The 18731-nt window shown below is 67.3% G+C and carries 4 protein-coding genes; 1 reads left to right on the top strand and 3 read right to left on the bottom strand.

Translation table 11 applies throughout. The features are described from left to right. The first annotated feature begins 9 nt into the window (after positions 1 to 9). A complete protein-coding gene (locus NGJ21_RS00970; protein ID WP_251961691.1) occupies positions 10 to 2544 on the top strand; it encodes a TonB-dependent siderophore receptor in 2535 nt (844 codons plus the stop codon). A gap of 142 nt (positions 2545 to 2686) precedes the next feature. Here NGJ21_RS00970 and NGJ21_RS00965 read toward each other — a convergent pair whose 3' ends face one another. From NGJ21_RS00965 to NGJ21_RS00955, 3 genes are all read right to left on the bottom strand, one after another. Next, positions 2687 to 3433, bottom strand: a complete 747-nt coding sequence (locus tag NGJ21_RS00965; RefSeq protein WP_502943485.1) for an alpha/beta hydrolase — start codon at positions 3431 to 3433, stop codon at positions 2687 to 2689. A gap of 260 nt (positions 3434 to 3693) precedes the next feature. Continuing rightward, entirely contained in the window at positions 3694 to 12231 is an 8538-nt protein-coding gene (locus tag NGJ21_RS00960) for a non-ribosomal peptide synthetase (protein WP_251961690.1), read from the bottom strand. After that, positions 12231 to 18644, bottom strand: a complete 6414-nt coding sequence (locus NGJ21_RS00955) for a non-ribosomal peptide synthetase (protein ID WP_251961689.1) — start codon at positions 18642 to 18644, stop codon at positions 12231 to 12233. The genes NGJ21_RS00960 and NGJ21_RS00955 overlap by 1 nt, the downstream gene beginning before the upstream one ends. Between the last annotated feature and the right edge of the window lie 87 nt (positions 18645 to 18731).

Here is an 18731-nt window from a genome sequence, read left to right as displayed (position 1 = left end):
GTTGCGCACATGAAGTCCAAACGTATGCGAAACAAGGGGGCAGCCTTGGCCGCCGGGCCATCGAAGTGGAGCCTGCGGGCTTCGGCACTGGTGCTGAGCGTGGCCATGGCCCATGCCCATGCCCAGCCGGTTGCGGTGGACATCGCAGCCCAGCCATTGGACCAGGCCCTGATCGCCCTTGGCCAGCAGACCGGCCTGCAGATGGTCTACTCGCCCGACCTGGTCAGCGGCAAGCGTGCACCCAAGGTCAGCGGCACCATGGAGCCGGACCAGGCCCTGGCGCAACTGCTGGAAGGCGCAGGCCTTACCTACCGCATCGAGAACAATTCGGTCCTGTTGATCAGCACCGACACCAGTGATGTCGGCGCCGGTGCTCTGGTTATCGGCGAAACCACCATCATGGGCCAGGGGATGGGCCAGGCTACCGAGAACACCGGCTCCTACACACCGGGCCTGACCAGCGTCGGCTCGAAGAGCCCGACCTCGTTGAAGGAAACCCCGCAATCGGTGTCGGTGATCACCCGCCAGGTCATCGAAGACCGCCAGTTCACCGACATCAACGATGCGATGAAGGCCGTGCCGGGTGTGACCGTGCAGAGCAACACCTTCCGTATCCAGGACTTCTATTCACGCGGCTTCCCGATCCAGAACATCCAGCTCGACGGCGCCGCCCCCATGGCGTTGGGCACCACCGCCGGCAGCTTTTACGCGTCGAACATCTACGACATCGCCGAGTTCGACCATGTCGAAGTGCTGCGTGGTGCCAGCGCACTGTTTGGCGGCACCGGTGACCCGGGCGGTATCATCAACCTGGTGCGCAAGCGCCCGCTGGACTTCTACCAGCTCAAGTTCACCGCCTCGGCGGGCAGCTGGGACAACTACCGCAGCGAGCTGGACGTGACCGGCCCGCTGGGCTTCGATGGCAAGCTGCGTGGCCGTATGGTGGTGGCCTACCAGGACCGCCAGTACTTCGTCGACAACCGTGCCACCGACAAGCCGTTCTTCTATGGCGTGCTTGAAGCCGATGTCACCGACGACACCATGCTCACCGCAGGCTTGCGTTTCAACAAGGTCCACGAGACCGGCACCGCCTCGGCCGTGCCACGCTACAGCAACGGTGCAGACCTTGGCCTGCCGCGCCATACCGGCCTGTCTACCACTTGGGCGTACGCGGACGGCTTTTCCCGCGAGTATTTCGCCAAGATCGACCATCGCCTCAATGATGATTGGAAGCTCAACCTCAGCTACACCAACATCTACGACACCATCACCACCAACAACGCCACCACGCTGGGCTCTGTTAACCCGGTCACCGGCACCGGCGTGACCCGCTACGGCACCTACAACACCCAGTGGAGCGAGCAGAACCTCTGGGACGTCAACGTCTCCGGCGACTTCAGCATGTTCGGCCTCGACCACCGCCTGGTGGTGGGTGGCGACTATCAAGAGATCGACAGCCGCTGGCGCGGCACTGGCCGCTTCACCACTGCCGGCGGCCCGGTCAATGTATTCGATCCCGATTCCACCCCATGGGATGATCCAGGCGCCCGGCCGGTCATCAGCCGCGACTACAAGCCCAACAGCCAGACCCAATACGGCCTGTACTCGAGCCTGCGCCTGCAACTGGCCGAGCCGTTGCACCTGATCGTCGGTGCCCGTGCACAGCGCTACAAGTTCGACCAGACCTACCAGACGGCAGACGCCACCGGGTCGACCTGGACCCAGCAGTCGCGGGTGGACATGCGCGAACCGACCAAGGTCACCCCGTTTGGCGGCATCGTCTATGACCTGACGGACGAATGGGCGGCCTATGCCAGCTACGCCGAGATCTTCAAGCCACAGCAGAACTTGCTGGCCGGGCCTGCGACCTCTGGCAGCACCCTCGACCCGATGACCGGCAAAACCTACGAGACCGGCATCAAGGGCGAGCTGTTTGGCGGTGCGGTCAACACCAGCATTGCGCTGTACTACACCAAGCGTGAAGACCAGGCGGTGCAGGACCCGAACTACCCATTGAGCCAGGTGGCATTCGGCGGTAACTGCTGTTACGTCAATGGTGGGGAAACCATCAGCAAGGGCATCGACATGGAAATCTCCGGCGAAATCCTGCCGGAATGGATGATGATGGCCAGCTACACCCTCAACATCAACAAGAACCGCGACACGGGCTCTGCGCTAAGCACCGTCACGCCCAAGCACATGGCCAAGCTGTTCACCACCTACCGCTTGCCGGGTGTGCTGAACGACTTCCGCGTCGGGGGTGGCGTGGACATCCAGAGTGCGACCAAGGTCAGCGGCACCGCAGCGACCTACGATAGCCTGGGCAACGTAGTGCAGTCCGACGTGCCTTTCGAATACCAGCAGAGCGGTTATGCGATCTGGAACGCGATGGTCGACTACCGTATCGACGAGCACTGGAACGTGACCCTCAACGGCAACAACCTGTTCGACAAGAAGTACTACCAGACAGTCGGTACCTCGACCTACGGCAACTACTATGGCGATCCACGCAACTTCATGCTGACGGTACGGGCGACGTACTGATTTCAGTCAGCGTAATCAGGGCCGCTTTGCGGCCCATCGCCGGCAAGCCAGCTCCCACAGGTACAGCGCAGTTCTTGAGGTCTGCGCTGTACCTGTGGGCCGGCTTGCCGGCGATGGGCCGCAAAGCGGCCCCAGATTCGCATCAGGCCAGCACCTGCTCCAACCAGCATCCTGCCGCGGCATACACCTCGCCAGTCGCTCCGGTGATCCCCGACATGCGCAGAAAGTCGTGGGTCAGCCCCGCCTCTATGCGCAGGGTGGTCGGTGTGCCGCTCGCCTCAAGCTTGCGCGCATAGTCCAGGCCTTCATCGAACAACGGGTCGTACTGGGCCAGGTTCACATACGCCGGCGCCATGGCCGGCAGCGCCGGGTGCAGCAGAGGCGAGGCGCGCCAGTCATTGTGCGCCTGGGCGGCGCCCAGGTAATGGTCATAGAACCAGTCCAGTGTGCCGCTCTCCAGCAGATAACCCTCGGCATACCGCTGGTGCGAGGCGCGCCGGGTATTGCTTTCGGCCACAGGGTAAAACAGTAGCTGCGCTTTCACTGCCATGGCCTGCGGGTGTTGCGCGGCTTCGATCGCCAGCACCGTGGCCAGGGTTGCCCCCGCGCTGTCGCCGGCCAGCACCAGCGCGCTCGGCAGGCCCAGTTCGGTGGCGCTGTGCTGCAGCCAGCTGGCGGCGTCCTGGCAGTCGTGCAGGGCCGTAGGGAACGGCTGCTCCGGCGCCAGCCGGTAGTGCGCAGCGAACACCGCATAGTCACCCAGGCAGGCCAGGCGCCGGCACACGCAGTCATGCGAGTCCAGGCTGCCGACCACATAGCCACCGCCATGCAGGTAGAGCAGGGTGGCCTTGGGCGTGACGCCCGGGCGCACGTAGAGGCGGGCGGGCAACTGCGCACCATCGCGGCAACTGAACTGCAGGGCGCGCACCTCGACGTGGGCGGGGGGTCGGGGTCGAGCAGGCGCGAGGCGTTTTCAAATTCCGCCCGCGCCTGGGCGATGCCCAACTGATGCATGGGCTGGCTCTTGCCCGTCAGGCGGCCGAGTTCGGCCAGTTCCAGGAACGCTTCCAGATCGCAATCCAGGGACATTCGGGTTTCCTTCACATTGTTGGATAAGGGCCCGGCCGCGCAGGGCGGCCGGGCGCAGGCTCACAGGGTTGGTGCGGCCACCGGCTGCAGGCGGTGAAGCACGGTTTCGAGCAGTGCACCATGGCTGACGATGGCGTAGTGATCTGCGGCCAGGCACTGGCTGGAGTGGATCGCGTGGCGCGCTTCGAAGGCCTGGCAGACGCCCGCTTCGCTGCTCTGTGCCCACCAGCAGTCCAGGCTGGCGCGTACCGCAGGCAGGGCGTGCACTTGCAGCGACAGGGCCTTGAGGGTCATGGCGACGGTAAACGTGCGCGCCAGATCCTCGCTGCTTTGCAGGCCGTCCATGGCCTCTGCGCCCAGGCTCCGCTCGATCAGTGCCTGCAGCTGCGTGGCATCGGCATTGGCCGCTACCGGGAACAGCGGCAGGCTGTCGGCCGGGCGGCCACTGACCACGGCGAGGAAGGCGCGCAGGTCGCCGCCGCAGTCTTCGTCCAGCGCCGCACCTGGCTCACCCGGTACATACGGGTCAACCAGACCAAGCAGGTCGATCTGCTGGCCCTGGCTCTCCAGCTCGCGGGCCACCAGTAGCGCCAGGGTGCCACCCAGCGACCAGCCCAGCAGGCGGTAGGGGCCTTGGGGCTGCTTCTGGCGGATGTACTGGGCGTAGTCGATGGCCATGGCTTCGAGCGACTCGTCCTGCCACTGGCGGTCGAGCAGCATGCGGTTCTGCAGGCCATAGACACTGCAAACGCCGTCCAGCCGCTGAGCCAGTGCGCGGTAGTCGAACACCGTGCCGAAGCCTGCATGCAGGCAGAACAGCGGTGCCTGGCGTTCGACCTTGCGGTTGAGCAGCAGCAGTGGGTCGAGCGCCGCCTGCTCGCGCGCCTCGGCCGGGCACAGTTCGGCGATGGTCGGGCGGGCGATCAGGTCGCGCAGCTTCAGGTTCAGGCCCAGTTGCGGTTGGTTGCGCAAGCGCGAGAGCACCTTGAGCACACCCAGTGAATCGCCCCCCAGTTCGAAGAAATGATCACTCACCCCAACCTGCTCCAGGCCCAACACATCGGCCCATATCGCCGCCAGCGCACGCTGGCGGTCATCCGCCGGTGCCTGGTACTGGCGTTCGCACATGAGAGGCTCGGGCAGTGCGCGGCGATCGACCTTGCCATTGGGGGTTAGCGGCAAGGCATCGAGCACCATCAGTTGCGCCGGTACCATGTAGTCCGGCAGTACCTGGCGCAGGTACTCGAGCATCGGGATGACAGCCCGCTCGCCGTCGCCACGTACCACGTAACCGACCAGCTGCTTACCGTTGGCACCCTCGCGCGCCACCACCACGGCATCGAGCACGTTGGCGATATCGCGCAGGCGCGCCTCGATCTCACCCAGTTCGATGCGAAAACCGCGGACCTTCACCTGATTGTCCAAACGCCCGAGGTAGTCGAACACCCCGTCCGGGCGCTGGCGTACCAGGTCACCGGTGCGGTACAGGCGCCCGCCAGTGGCGCTGAACGGGTCGGCGACGAAGCGCTCGGCACTCAGCCCCGGGCGGCGGTGATAGCCACGGGCAAGGCCCTCGCCACCGATGTACAGCTCGCCGGCCAGGCCTGCCGGCAGCGGGTTGAGGCAATCATCCAGTACATGCAGCGTGCGGTTGCCCACGGCCACGCCAATGGGTGCATACACCGCTTCGCAGCGCGCCGTCACCGGCACCTTCCACAGCAGTGGGGTGACCACGGTTTCGGTAGGGCCGTAGCCGTTGGTGAGGTACTGCGGTTTGAGCACCTGCTTGACCTGCTCGAAGTTGGCATCGGCCACTGCATCGCCGCCGAAGCAGTAGATGCGCACAGGGGGCGGGGCCGGTTGTGCCTGGCCATATTCGGCCAGTTGCTGAAGATAGGCCGGCGGGAAGCAGGCGATGCTGATGGCCTCGGCATGCAGCACGTCCCAGGTCTGCTGCGGGGTCCACAGGGTGTTGCCACGCACCACCAGCAAGCCCCCGCTGATCAGGGTCGACAGCCAGCGCTCCTGGGCACCGTCGAAGGCGAACGACATGAACAGCAGTTCGCGGGTCGACGGGCCCATTTCATAGCGTTCGATGATCGCCTGGCAGTGCATGCGCAGCGGGCCTCGGGCCACGGCCACGCCCTTGGGGTTACCGGTGGAGCCGGAGGTGTAGATCATGTAACTGAGCTGATCGTCCAGCGCCTGCTGTTGCGGCGCGTGACGCTGCGCGGACAGCTCGCACCGGTCCAGGTCCAGGCGGCGCTCGGGGGCGATGCCCAGGCGCTCGCCGATAACGCTGTCGGTCAGCAACAGGGCCACGTCGGCGTCGCCGATGATCCACTGCAGGCGTTCGGCGGGGTAATCGATGTCCAGCGGCACATAGGCCGCGCCAGCCTTCATCACCGCGTAGAAAGCAACGATGGTGCGCACCGAGCGGTCCAGGGCGATGCCCACCCGGTCCTCGCGCCCGATACCGCGTTCGAGCAGGGTCCAGGCCAGGCGGTTGGCCTGCTCTTCCAATTGCCCGTAGGTCAGTTGCACCCCGTCGCAGCGCACTGCCACCTGGTCTGCACGCTCCTTTGCATGACGGCCGATCAGGCTGGCCAGGTCATGCTGTGCTGTATCGCAGGGCTGTGCGTGTGGCTGCACGACGGTGTCGAGCAGGCCGAGCGTGCCGACTGCCGCCTCGGGGTGGCTCAGCAGGCGTTCGAGCAAGGCTTCGAAGTGGCGGCGGATGGCCTGCACCTGCTGCGCCTGGAAATGGTCCAGGCGGTAGAGGAACTCGATACGCAGGCGGGTATTGAGGTGCACCGCCAAGTCCATCGGGTAGTTGGTGACGTCGCGCAGTTGCGCTTCGCCGAAACGCAGGCCGGCGGCACCGGCCGATTGCAGGCGTTCATCGATGGGGTAGTTCTCGAACACGATGATGCTGTCGAACAGCGCCTGGCCGTTGCTCTGGGCCCAGCGCTGGATGTCCACCAGCGGCGTGTGCTCGTGGTCGCGCACTTCCAGGTTGCAGGTCTGCAACTGTTGCAGCCAGTCCTGCACCGCTTGTGCCGGGTGCGGTGCCTGGATGATCGGCAAGGTGTTGATGAACAGCCCCAGCAGGCTGTCGGCACCCGGGAGGCTGGCCGGGCGACCGGACACGGTGGCGCCGAAGCACACGGTCTGTTGGCCGGTGTAACGTTGCAACAGCAGCACCCAGGCAGCCTGCACCAGGGTGTTGGGGGTTACGCGCAGGCGCTGGGCCTGCTCGCGCAGCCAGGTGGTGCGCTGCTCGTCCCAGTGCAGGTAGAGCGCGCCGTGGCCTTCCTGGGCGCTGCGGCTGCCGGCCGCACCGGCCAGCTGGGTGGGGGCCTGCAGCTCGGCCAGGCGTGGCCGCCAGAAGGCTTCGCTGGCCTGTTGCGCCGGCGCCTGCAGCCAGCGGATGTAGTCGCTGTAGCGGCCTTGCTGAGCCGGCAACGGCTGGCCGGCGTAGCACTGGAACAGTTCACCGAGCAGGCGTGACTGGCTCCAGCCATCCATGAGCATGTGGTGGCTGGTCAGGATCAGTTGGTGGCGCTCGTCATCCAGGCGCACCAGCAACAGGCGCAGCAGGGGCGGGGCGAGCAGGTCGAACGGGCGGCGGCGCTCGGCTTCGGCGGCGGCGGCCAGGCGCGCCGGCTCGACGGCCTGGCCACGCCAGTCCAGCTCCCGGGCGTCGAGCTGGCCCTGGCGCAGCACCACCTGCAGTGGCTCGCTCAGCTGCGGCGCCTGCCAGAAGGCACTGCGCAGCATCTCGTGGCGCTCCACCAACCGGCCCCAGGCGGCGATGAAACGCGGCGCCTCCAGGCCTTGGACCTCGACGCTGGTCTGGTTGATGTAGAAGTCCCCGGCACCGGCATCCTGGGTGTGGAACAGCATGCCCTGCTGCACGGTGGACAGCGGGTAGATGTCCTCGACCTGGTCGCAGGCGAAGGGCAACAGGGCCAGCTGGGCCTGGCTCAGGCGGGCCAGCGGCACGTCCGAAGGGGTCAGGCCCCGGCGCACGCCCTGGCCGCACAGGGCCACGACCTCGCGCAACTCGGCGGCGTAGTCATCGGCCAGGCGCTGCAGTTGAGCCGGCTCGAACATGCGCTGGCTGAAGCTCCAGTTCAAGCGCAGCTCGCCGTCGAACACCTGGCCATTGAGTGCCAGCCAGTTCTGCAGCGGTGCATCGGCGCTGTGTTCGCGGCCTTTGTCTGCCGGGATCGGCCGCATCAGCGTGGCGGCATCGTCGTTGCCACTGTCGAACTGGCCCAGGTAGTTGAAGGTGATACGCGCAGCGGGCAGCGCGGCCAGGGCCTCACGTATTGCCGGGCTGGCGAAGCTGCGCAGGGCACCGAAGAACGCACCTTTGCCCGGCAGGGCGCGCAAGTGTTCCTTGGTCAGCATGATCGCTTCGGCCAGCGAGCTGCCGGCGCTGATGCGGGCCGGGTAGAGGCTGGTCAGCCAGCCGACGCTGCGGGTCAGGTCGGCCTCGACGTCGGCGAAGGCTTCGCGGCCATGGCCTTCGAGTTCCACCAGATGGTCATCGGCGCCGGTCCAGCGTTGCAGCACGCGGGCGAGGGCGGCCAGCAGCAGGTCGTTGATCTGCGTGCGGTAGGCGGCCGGGCAATCCTTGAGCAGGCGCGTGGTGGTCGCGGCATCCAGATGGGTGGTGACGCTGCGGCTGTCGCGCAGGCGCAGCGCAGCGTCGGCATCGATCACCGGCAGCGTGCTGTCGATATCGGCGCACTGGCGTTGCCAGAAGGCGGCTTCCTGCTCCCCGGCCGGGCTCTGTGCGTGCGCTTGCAGGCGCAGGGCCCAGTCCTGCACCGACAGGGTACGCGGTGGCAGCGCGCAGGCCTGGCCGGCAGCCGCCTGGGAATAGGCACTTTGGAGGTCTTCAAGCAGGATGCGCCAGGACACACCGTCAACGGCCAGGTGGTGGATCACCAGCAGCAGGCGCAGCTCACCGTCGACCACCCCTTGCACTGCGCGCAGCAACGGGCCTTGGGCCAGGTCGAGGCTGCCCTGAGCACGGTCGCACAGGCCCTGCCAGCTGTCGCCCTGGCTTGGTTCGAACAGCCAGAGCACGTCGTCGTCGGGCACGTGCGGGGCAAAGTGTGCCTGCCACTCGCCTTGCACCTGGCTGAAGCGCAGGCGCAAGGCATCGTGGGTGGCCAGCAGTGCAGCGAGTGCCTGGCGCACATGGGCCGGGGCCAGCGCCTGGTTGGCCTTGAGCATCACCGACTGGTTCCAGCGCTGCGCCTGTGGTACGGCCTGGGCGAAGAACTGCTGTTGCATCGGCAGTAGCAGGCTGCGACCGCTGGCGGGCAGGTATGCGGCCTCGGCCGGTTCGGCCTGGGTCAGGGTGACGTGGGCCAGCGTGCGCACGGTCTGGTGGCTGAACAGGTCTTTGGGGGTGAAGTGCAGGCCGTCGCGTCGAGCCTGGCTCACCAGTTGGATGGACACGATCGAGTCGCCGCCCAGCTCGAAGAAGTTGTCATCAATGCCCACGTGCTCACGCTTGAGCACCCGCTGCCAGACCTGCACCAGGCGTGCCTGCAGTTCATCTTCGGCGGCGCTGTAGCTGGCCTGGGCCTGAGCCAGCCCCGGGGCGGGCAGGGCCTTGCGGTCGAGTTTGCCATTGGGGCTCAGCGGCATGCGCTGCAGGAACAACCACTGGTTGGGCACCATGTAGTCGGGCAGGTGGGCCAGCAGTGCCTGGCTCAGTTGCTCGCGCTCCGGCAGCGGTGTGCCGGCCTTGGCCACCAGGTAGGCGACCAGCTGGTTGTCCACGGCCAGCACGGCGGCCTCGTGGATGGCGGGTTGCTCCATCAGGCGCGCTTCGATCTCGCCGAGTTCGATGCGCAGGCCGCGGATTTTTACCTGGTGGTCGATGCGCCCGCAGTACTCGATCACGCCGTCGGCGCGGTAGCGCGCCAGGTCGCCCGTGCGGTACATGCGTGCGCCAGGCTGGAACGGGCAGGCAACGAAACGCTCGGCGGTCAGTGCCGGGCGTTGGTGATAACCGCGGGCAAGGCCCACGCCGCCCAGGTACAGCTCGCCGATGACGCCCGCGGGTTGCGGCTGCAGGCCGGCATCAAGGATCCAGCAGGCCAGGTTGGCGATCGGATTACCAATCGGTACGCCGGTCTTACCCTCGTCACGGCAGGTCCAGTGGGTGACGTCGATGGCCGCTTCGGTGGGCCCGTACAGGTTGTACAAGCGGGCCTGCGGCAGTTGCGCGAATACTTGCTGCTGCGCCTCCACCGGCAGTGCTTCGCCACTGCAGACGATGCGCTGCAGGCTGCTGCAGCGGGCAACCTGGTCGTCGAGCAGGAAGGCCTGCAGCATCGAGGGCACAAAGTGCAGGGTGGTGACCTGATGCTGGACGATCAGTTGTACCAGGCGCGCCGGGTCGCGGTGGTCACCCGGTGCGGCGATGGCCAGGCGGGCGCCGGTGATCAACGGCCAGAAGAACTCCCACACCGACACGTCGAAGCTGAAGGGGGTCTTCTGCAGCACTGTGTCGCTGGCATCCAGGCCGTAGGCCGCCTGCATCCACTGCAGGCGGTTGGCCAGGGCCTGGTGGCTGTTACCCGCGCCTTTCGGGCGGCCGGTGGAGCCGGAGGTGTAGATGACGTAGGCCAGTTGCTCGGGCGCGCACGGCAGCTGCGGATCGTGCTCGGGCTGCGCAGCCAACGCCTGGTCGAGCAGGAGCACGGGCAGCCGGGGCGGCAGCGGCAGGCGATCGCGCAGGTGCGACTGGGTCAGCAGCAGGCCGATGCCACTGTCTTCGACCATGTAGCTCAGGCGCTCGGCGGGGTATTCAGGGTCCAGCGGCACGTAGGCGCCGCCGGCCTTGAGGATGGCCAGCAGGCCAACCACCAGTTCCAGGCTGCGCTCGGCGGCGATGCCGACCGGCGTGTCCTGGCGCACGCCTTGGGCGATCAGGGCGTGGGCCAGCCGGTTGGCCTGACGGTTGAGCTGGGCGTAGCTCAGCGCGCTGTCGCCGAACAGCAGTGCGGTGGCATCGGGTGTGCGGCGTGCCTGGGCTTCGACCAAGGCATGGATCGACGGCGTGGCAGGGTAGGCGTGGGTGGTGGCGTTCCACTGGGTGAGCAAGCGCTGGCGTTCTTCATCGGCCAGCAGTGTCACCTCGCCAAGCGCCTGCTGCGGGGCATGCACCACTTGCGCCAGCAGGCGCAGCCAGTGGTCGCCCAGGCGTTGGATGGACGTGTGGTCGAACAGGGCTGTGGCGTAGGTCAGGCTCGCACTCAGGCCCCGGGCGTCCTCAAAGGTGTTGAGGGTCAGGTCCAGCTGCGCGGTCTCGCCTGCCAGTGGCAGCGGCTCGATGGCCAGGCCATGGCCGAGGGCCGTTTCGTTCGGCTGGGGCGCGCCGACCTGATGGTTGAACATGACCTGGAACAACGGGTTGTGGCTGAGGTTGCGCTCGGGCTGCAAGGCCTCGACCAGTTGCTCGAAGGGCAGGTCCTGGTGGGCCTGGGCCTGCAAGGTGGTGGTTTTGACCTGGTCGAGCAGTTGCTCGAAAGACAGGGTCGGCTGGCACTGGCCATCGATGACCAGGGTGTTGACGAAGAAGCCGATCAGGTCTTCGGCCTCGACCCGGTTACGGTTGGCGCTGGGCACGCCGACGCGGATGTCCTGCTGGCGGGTGTAACGGTGCAGCAGGGCCATGAACGAGGCCAGCAGCACCATGAACGGTGTGGCCTGGCGTGCCTGGGCCAGCTGGCGCACGGCCAGGGCCAGGGCCGGCGGGATGGCCAGCGGCAGGCGCGCACCGTCGAATCGCTGCACGCTCGGGCGTGGCCGGTCCAATGGCAGTTCCAGCACTGGCACTGCGCTGCCCAGGCGCTGGCGCCAGTAGTCGAGCTGGCGTTCCTGCTCGCCGGCTTCCATCCAGTGGCGTTGCCAGATGGCGTAGTCGGCGTACTGCAGCTGTGGTTCTGGCAACTGGCTGGTCAGGCCCTGGCTGAAGCGGGCGTAGCAGTGGGTCAGCTCCTTGACCATCACCTGCATCGAGCGGCCGTCGCTGATGATGTGGTGCTGCACCAGCAGCAGCACATGGTCATCGCTGCCCAGTTGCAGCAACTCGGCACGCAGTAATGGGCCGCAAGCCAGGTCGAAAGGTTCACGTACCCGCGCCTGGATATGGGCCTGTACGGCCTGCTCATCGAGCGTGGTGAGCGTCAGGGGCAGCGCGACGGTGCTGTCGACCTGCTGCGCGACGCCTTGCTCGTCTTCGATGAAACGCGTGCGCAGGCTGTCATGGCGGCGCACCAGCGCCTCAAGGCTGGCCTGCAGCGCAGCCACGTTCAGGGCGCCGCGCAGGCGCAGGGCGCAGGGGATGTGATAGGCGCTGGCCTGGCGATCGAACTGCCAGAGGAACCATTGGCGTTGCTGGGCGAACGACAACGGCAGGCGGTCGAACGCGTCACGTACCTGAGGGATCGGCAGGCTGGCCACCGACAGGCCTTCCTCGCGCATCTTCATCAGGTACTGCCGGCGCTTTTCCAGCGGCAGCAGGACAAAGCGCTTGGCGATTCTCGAAGCGGCAGTGCTGTCCATCAGTGTTCCTCCATTTCGTCGAGCCAGGCTTCGAGGGTGTCGAGCTTGTTTTCATCGACCGCAGTTGTAGTGGTGTCCAGGTGAAGCGCCAGGGCTTGAAGGGTCGGGTGCTGGAACAGGGCCTGTGGGGTCAGCTCGCGGCCCAGCTCCAGCTGGATGCGCGAAACGACGTTGATCACCAGCAGCGAATGGCCGCCCAGCTCGAAGAAGTCGTCGTCCAGGCCCACGGCCTGCACGCCGAGCACCTGTTGCCAGATGCCGGCCAGTTGCTCCTGCAACGGTGTGTGGGGGGCGCGGAAGGTGCGTTGGGCGTTGCTGTCGGCTGGTGCCGGCAGGGCACTGCGGTCGAGTTTGCCGTTGACGGTCAGGGGCAGCTGTTCGAGCCACATGCAATGGGCCGGCACCATGTAGTCGGGGAGCTGCGCCTTGAGCGCGGCGCGCAGGGCGCCGGTGTCGCCGCCCTGGCCTGCATGCGCCACCAGGTAGGCGAGCAGGCGGGTGCCGGCGGGCCCCTGGTCGGCGATCACCACTGCCTGCGCCACCGTCGGCTGCGCTAGCAGGCTGGCCTCGACTTCGCCCAGTTCAATACGGAAGCCGCGGACCTTCACCTGTTGGTCGATGCGCCCGATGTATTCGAGGGTGCCGTCGCTACGGCGGCGCGCCAGGTCGCCGGTGCGGTAAAGGCGGCTGCCGGGCTGGGTGGAGAACGGGTTGGCGATGAAGCGCGTGGCGCTCAGCCCGGCGCGGTTGAGGTAGCCTCGGGCGAGGCCCGCCTGGCCGATGTACAGCTCGCCGACGCAGCCCGCCGGAACCGGCTCGAGTTCGCCGTCGAGCAGGTAGCCGCTGAGGTCGTCGATCAGTTCGCCGATCGGGCTCACCGTGCGGTTCAGGTCATCCAGGCCAATCGGTCGATAGGTGACGTGCACAGTGGTTTCGGTGATGCCGTACATGTTCACCAATTGTGGCCGCTGTGCGCCGAAGCGCTCGAACCAGGGGCGCAGTGCAGCCACGTCGAGCGCTTCGCCGCCGAAGATCACAAGGCGCAGGGCAAGGTCTGCCGAGGTGGCGCTGCACGCGGCCTGGGTCAGTGGTTTGAAAGCCGAAGGTGTCTGGTTGAGTACGCTTACACGCTCGTCCACCAGCAGCTGCAGGAAGCCCTGCGGGTCGCGGCTCAGGGACTGCGGCACGATCACCAGGCGGCCTCCATGCAGGAGCGCACCGAAGATCTCCCACACCGAAAAATCGAAGGCAAAGGAGTGGAAAAGGGTCCAGACGTCATTGTGGTCGAAGCGGAACCAGCGATCGCAGGCACTGAACAGCCTTAGGACATTGCGCTGGCTGAGCAGCGTACCTTTGGGCAGGCCGGTGGAGCCGGAGGTGTAGATGATGTAGGCGAGGTTGTCGACGCTGCTGCGCGGCGCGGGATTGTCCACCGGCTGGTCGTCGTAGCCGGCCTCCAGGTTCAGGCGCAGCAGCCCGTCGTACTCTGGCAGTTCGGCGAGCAGGCCTGGCTGGTCGAGTAGCACCTTGATGCCGCTGTCGCGGACCACGAAAGCCAGGCGCTCTGCCGGGTGCGCGGGGTCGAGCGGCACGTAGGCGCCGCCGGCCTTGAGGATGGCCAGCAAGCCGACGATCATCGCGAAGCCGCGCTCTGCCACCAGGCCCACCGGCACCTCGGCGCCCACGCCCGCCGCGATCAGGCGGTGTGCCAGGCGGTTGGCGCGCTGGTTGAGCTCGGCGTAGCTCAAGGCCTGGCCCTGATAGCGCAGGGCAACAGCCTGCGGCTGCCGTTGTACCTGGGCTTCGATGCGTGCCGCCAGCGCTTGCGTTTGTGGGTGGGCGACCGGCGCGCCGTTCCAGGCGTCCTGGACCTGCAAGCGTTCGGCCGGGTCCATCAGGGCCAGTCGTGCGAGCGGCAGCCCTGGCTGGGCCAGGGCCTGTTCGAGCAGGTTCAGCCAGTGCCTGGCCAGGCGTTGCAGGGTGGTGGCGTCGAACAGCGTGCGGTCGTAGGTAAAGCTGGCGCTGAGGCCGTGTTCACCCTGGGCCGTGCTTAGCGCCAGGTCGAACTGGGCCTCCTGCGGCTGGCTGTCCAGTGCCTCCAGGTGCAGCGCACCCAGTGGCGCGGCATCGGCCGCCTGGTGGTGGTTGTACAGCACCTGGAACAAGCCCTGTTGCGGGCCGCGCTGGGGCAGCAGGGCTTCGAGCAGTTGCTCGTAGGGCAGGTCCTGGTGGTCTTGGGCTTCGACCATGGCCTGGCGGGTCTGCGCCAGCAGCCCGGCAAACGACAGGTCGGCCGTGCAGTCGGCGCGCAGCACCAGCGTGTTGACGAAGAAGCCGATCAATTGCTCGGTTTCCAGGCGGTTGCGGTTGGCCACCGGTACGCCGATGCGGATGTCCGGCTGGCCGGTGTAGCGGTGCAGCAGGGCCTGCCAGGCCGCCAGCAGCACCATCGGAACTGTCGCCTGGTGCGCGCTGGCGAAGCGTTGCACGGTTTCGCCCAGTGCCGTGGGCAATACCAGATGCAAGCGTGCTGCCGGGCGCTTGGCGTTGTCGCGACGGGGGTGATCGCAGGGCAGCTCGAGCACCGGTTGCTCGCCGGCCAGGCGTGTGCGCCAGTAGGCCAGCTGGCGCTCGCGCTCGCCGTCATCCAGCCAGCGACGCTGCCAGGCAGCGAAGTCGGCGTATTGCAGTGCCAGTGCGGGCAAGGCCTGGCCTTGATAGAGCGCGCACAGCTCGCGGACCATCACCTGCATCGACCAGGCGTCGGAGACGATGTGGTGCTGCACCAGCACCAGCACGTGGTGGTCGGCCGCCAGGCGCGCCAGCCCTACACGCAGCAGCGGGCCGTTGGCCAGGTCGAAGGGCTGGCCGAGCAGGCCTGCGATAAAGGCTTGGCACTGGCTCTCTTCAAGTGACTGGCACTGCAGGTTCAGCGACCAGGGGGCGAGGATGTGCTGGCGCGGCCGTTCACCTTCGAGGGTGAAGCAGGTGCGCAGCGCTTCATGGCGGGCAATCAGCTGGTCGAATGCTCGGCTCAGGGCGGTGACATCCAGCGGGCCGCGCAGGCGCAACACGCTGGGAATGTGGTAGGCGCTGCTTTCTGGGGCCAGCTTCCACAGCAGCCACTGGCGCTCCTGAGCGTAAGACAGCGGCAGTTGGTCACGCGCGGTTTGCACCGGCAGGGCCAGCGGCGTGGCCCTTTGCAGCTGCGACAGGGCCTGGCAGAAGTCGCCCAGGCGCGGCTGGTCGAACAGCAGGCGCAGGGGGAAGTTCAGCGCCAGCTCATGGCGCAGGCGCGAGACTGCCCGCGCCACCAGCAGCGAATGGCCGCCCAGGGCGAAGAAATCATCACCCAGCCCGACGCGTTCGGCCTTCAGCAGCTCGGCCCAGGTGGCCGCAACCTGGCGTTGCAGGTCAGTGGTCGGCGCCAGGTAGCGAGCCTGCGCCGGGCTTTCATCGACCACCGGCAGGGCCTTGCGGTCGAGCTTGCCGTTGGGTGTCAGCGGCATGGCCTGCAACAGGTGCAGGCGTGCTGGCAACATATAGCCCGGCAGTTGCTCACGCAGCGGCGCCAGGCAGTGTTCGGTGAATGCCTGGATGTCGGCGGGCCTGCTGGCGGGTACCACATAGGCGACCAGTTGAGCGCCATCGACGCCGTCGCGGGCGACCACTGCGGCTTCGCGCACCGCGTCCAGGGTGAGCAGGGCCGCTTCGATCTCGCCCAGCTCGATGCGAAAACCACGGATCTTCACCTGATGATCGACCCGGCCAAGGAAGTCCAGGCTACCGCTGGCGTGGCGGCGCGCCAGGTCGCCGGTGCGGTACAGGCGCTCGCCGGGCTTGCCATAGGGGTGCGGCACGAAGCGTTCGGCGGTCAGGCCGGGGCGCTGGTGGTAACCCTGGGCCAGGCCGTCGCCGCCGATGTACAGGTCAGCCGGCACCCCCGGGGGGCTGGGCAGCAGGTTGCCGTCGAGCAGCAACAGGCCGGTGCGCTCGATCGGCTGGCCCAGTTCGGGGCGGGCGCTGGCGCGGGCCAGTGCGTGGCGCGCCGACCAGATGGTGGTTTCGGTCGGGCCGTACAGGTTCCACAGCGCGGCGCAACGGGCCAGCAGCCTTACCGCCAGGTCATCGCCGAGCGCTTCCCCGCCGCATAGCGCGGTCAGTGCAGGCAGGCGTTGGTCGGGGTCATTGTCGAGCAGCATGCGCCATGTCGACGGGGTGGCCTGCAGCACGTCGACGTGCTCGCTGATCAGCAGGTCGAGGATTGCCGCCGGGTCCTGCACGGTGTGCTTGTCGGCCAGCACCATGCACGCCCCGGTGCACAGTGGCAGGTACAGCTCCAGGCCGAAGATGTCGAAGGAGCAGGTGGTGATGCTCAGCAGGCGCTGGCCCGGGTGCAGGCCGGGGGCTTTGGCCATGGCCGCGACGAAATTGGACAGTGCGCCATGGGGCACCATCACGCCCTTGGGGTTGCCAGTCGAACCGGAGGTATAGAGCACGTAGGCCAGTTGCTGCGGTGGGCAGTCCAGGGCCAGGGCCGGTTCGGGCTGGTGCGTGGCCTGCAGGTCGAAGTCATCGAGCAGCAGTACCTGCTGGCCTGGCGTTGGCAGGGCAGCCAGCACCGAGGCCTGGCTCAGCAGCAGGGGGGCGCCGCAATCTTCAAGCATGTAGGCCAGGCGTTCGGCGGGGAACTGGGGGTCCAGCGGCACGTACGCCGCGCCGGCCTTGAGGGTGGCCAGCAAGGCGACGATCAGCGGTGCGCCGCGCTCCAGGGCCACCGCCACTCGCTCGCCCGGGCGGATGCCGGCGGCTTGCAGCCGGCGGGCAAGGCGCTCGGCGGCGTTGTCGAGGGCGCGGTAGCTCAGGTGCGAGTCGCCGGCGACCAGCGCAACGGCCTCGCCGTGGCTGCGCGCCAGGCGTGCGAACTGCTGGTGCACGGCCAGGCCGTCGAGGGCATCGCCAGCGGGGCCCTGTGCGGCCGCCAGCCACTGTTCACGCTGCAAGGCAGGTTGCGCATGAAGCTCACCGATAGCGCACTCGGGGTGGTCGAGCATGGCCTGGAGGATGGCCAGCCAGTCCTCGCCCAGCCGCTCAGCGGTGGCTGCCTCGAACAGCGCGGCATCGTAGTCGAGGCTGATGCCGAGCCGCTCGCGACCCGCCTGAACGTTGAGGCTGAGGTCGAACTTGGCGGCAGTCGGCGCACTGGGCAAGGGCTCGATGTGCAAACCTGCGAAACCGGCCGGGGGCTGCTCGGCATTGTCGCTGGTCCAGTTGAACAGGCAGTGGAACAGTACGCCGTTGGTGCTGTGGCGTTGTTCGGCAAGCGCTTGCTCAAGCGGATAGTCGGCATGTTCCAGGCACGCCAGGGCGTGCTTGCGCACCTGCTCGAGCAGGCCGGCCACGGACTGGCGCGGGTCCAGGCGTGCCCGGTGGATCTGGCTGTTGACGAAAAAGCCGATCAGGTCCTGTACCTGTTCCTGGGTGCGCCCGGCATTGGGCACACCAACGATGAAATCCTCCTGCCGGGCATGGCGGCCAAGTACCAGTTGCCAAGCGGCCAGCAGCACCATGAACGGCGTCAGGCCATTGGCCCGGCAGGCTGCCTGCAGCTGGCTGAACAGCGCGGCGGGCAACGCCAGGGTGCAGGTCCCGGCGGCGGTGGCGGGGCGGCTGTCGCGCGGGTGATCGGTGGGCAGTTCCAGCCGTTGCAGGCCACCTTGCAGGTACTGGCGCCAGTAGCTGGCGGCGCGTTCGTGGGCCGGGCTGGCCTGGTAGACGCCGCGCTGCCAGTGGGCGAAGTCCAGGTACTGCACCGCTGGGCGAGGCAGCTGACAGTCACTGCCGGCGCAGGCGTTGGCGTAGGCCTGCGAGAGGTCGCGCAGCAGCACCGGATTGGACCAGGCATCACTGACGATGTGGTGGCTGGTCAGGGCCAGCACATGGCGTTGCGCGCCCAGCTGGTACAGGCAGGCGCGCAGCAGTGGGGCCTGGGTGAGGTCGAACGGGGTGGCGGCTTCGGTGTGCAGCGCCTCGCGCAGCACGTGCTGTGGTTGGCTGCGCAGGTCGACGCAGCGCAGGTTCAGCCGCGCTGCGCGGTCGACCTGCTGGCGTGGCTGGCCCTGCACCTCGTTGATGCGGGTACGCAGGATGTCGTGACGGTCGATGACCCGGTCCAGTGCCTGTTGCAGGTCTTGCGCCTGCAGCGGGCCCTGGAGCAAAAAGGCGCGCGGCTGGTTGTAGGTGGCGGCATCGGGGTCGAGCTGATCGAGCAGCCACAACTGCTCCTGGGCGAACGACAGCGGCGCGTGGTCGGCGCCGTGGGCAACGATGCCGGCAGGGGCAGCGGCGGTTTCGTCGAGCTCGCAGAGCAGGGCCAGCAGCGCGTCATCGGTGGATTGGTTCTGGGGTGTCATCTCGGTCTCGCCATCACTGGAGAATTAAGCGTACTGAGAGAGACGAAGGGGCAGGGGGGTGATTTAGGCAGGTGACGAAACAGCTGC

Source organism: Pseudomonas sp. Marseille-Q5299, assembly GCF_943737035.1.
In the GTDB taxonomy this organism is placed as follows: Bacteria; Pseudomonadota; Gammaproteobacteria; order Pseudomonadales; family Pseudomonadaceae; genus Aquipseudomonas; species Aquipseudomonas putida_E.
This window is presented reverse-complemented; position numbering and strand designations above follow the sequence as displayed.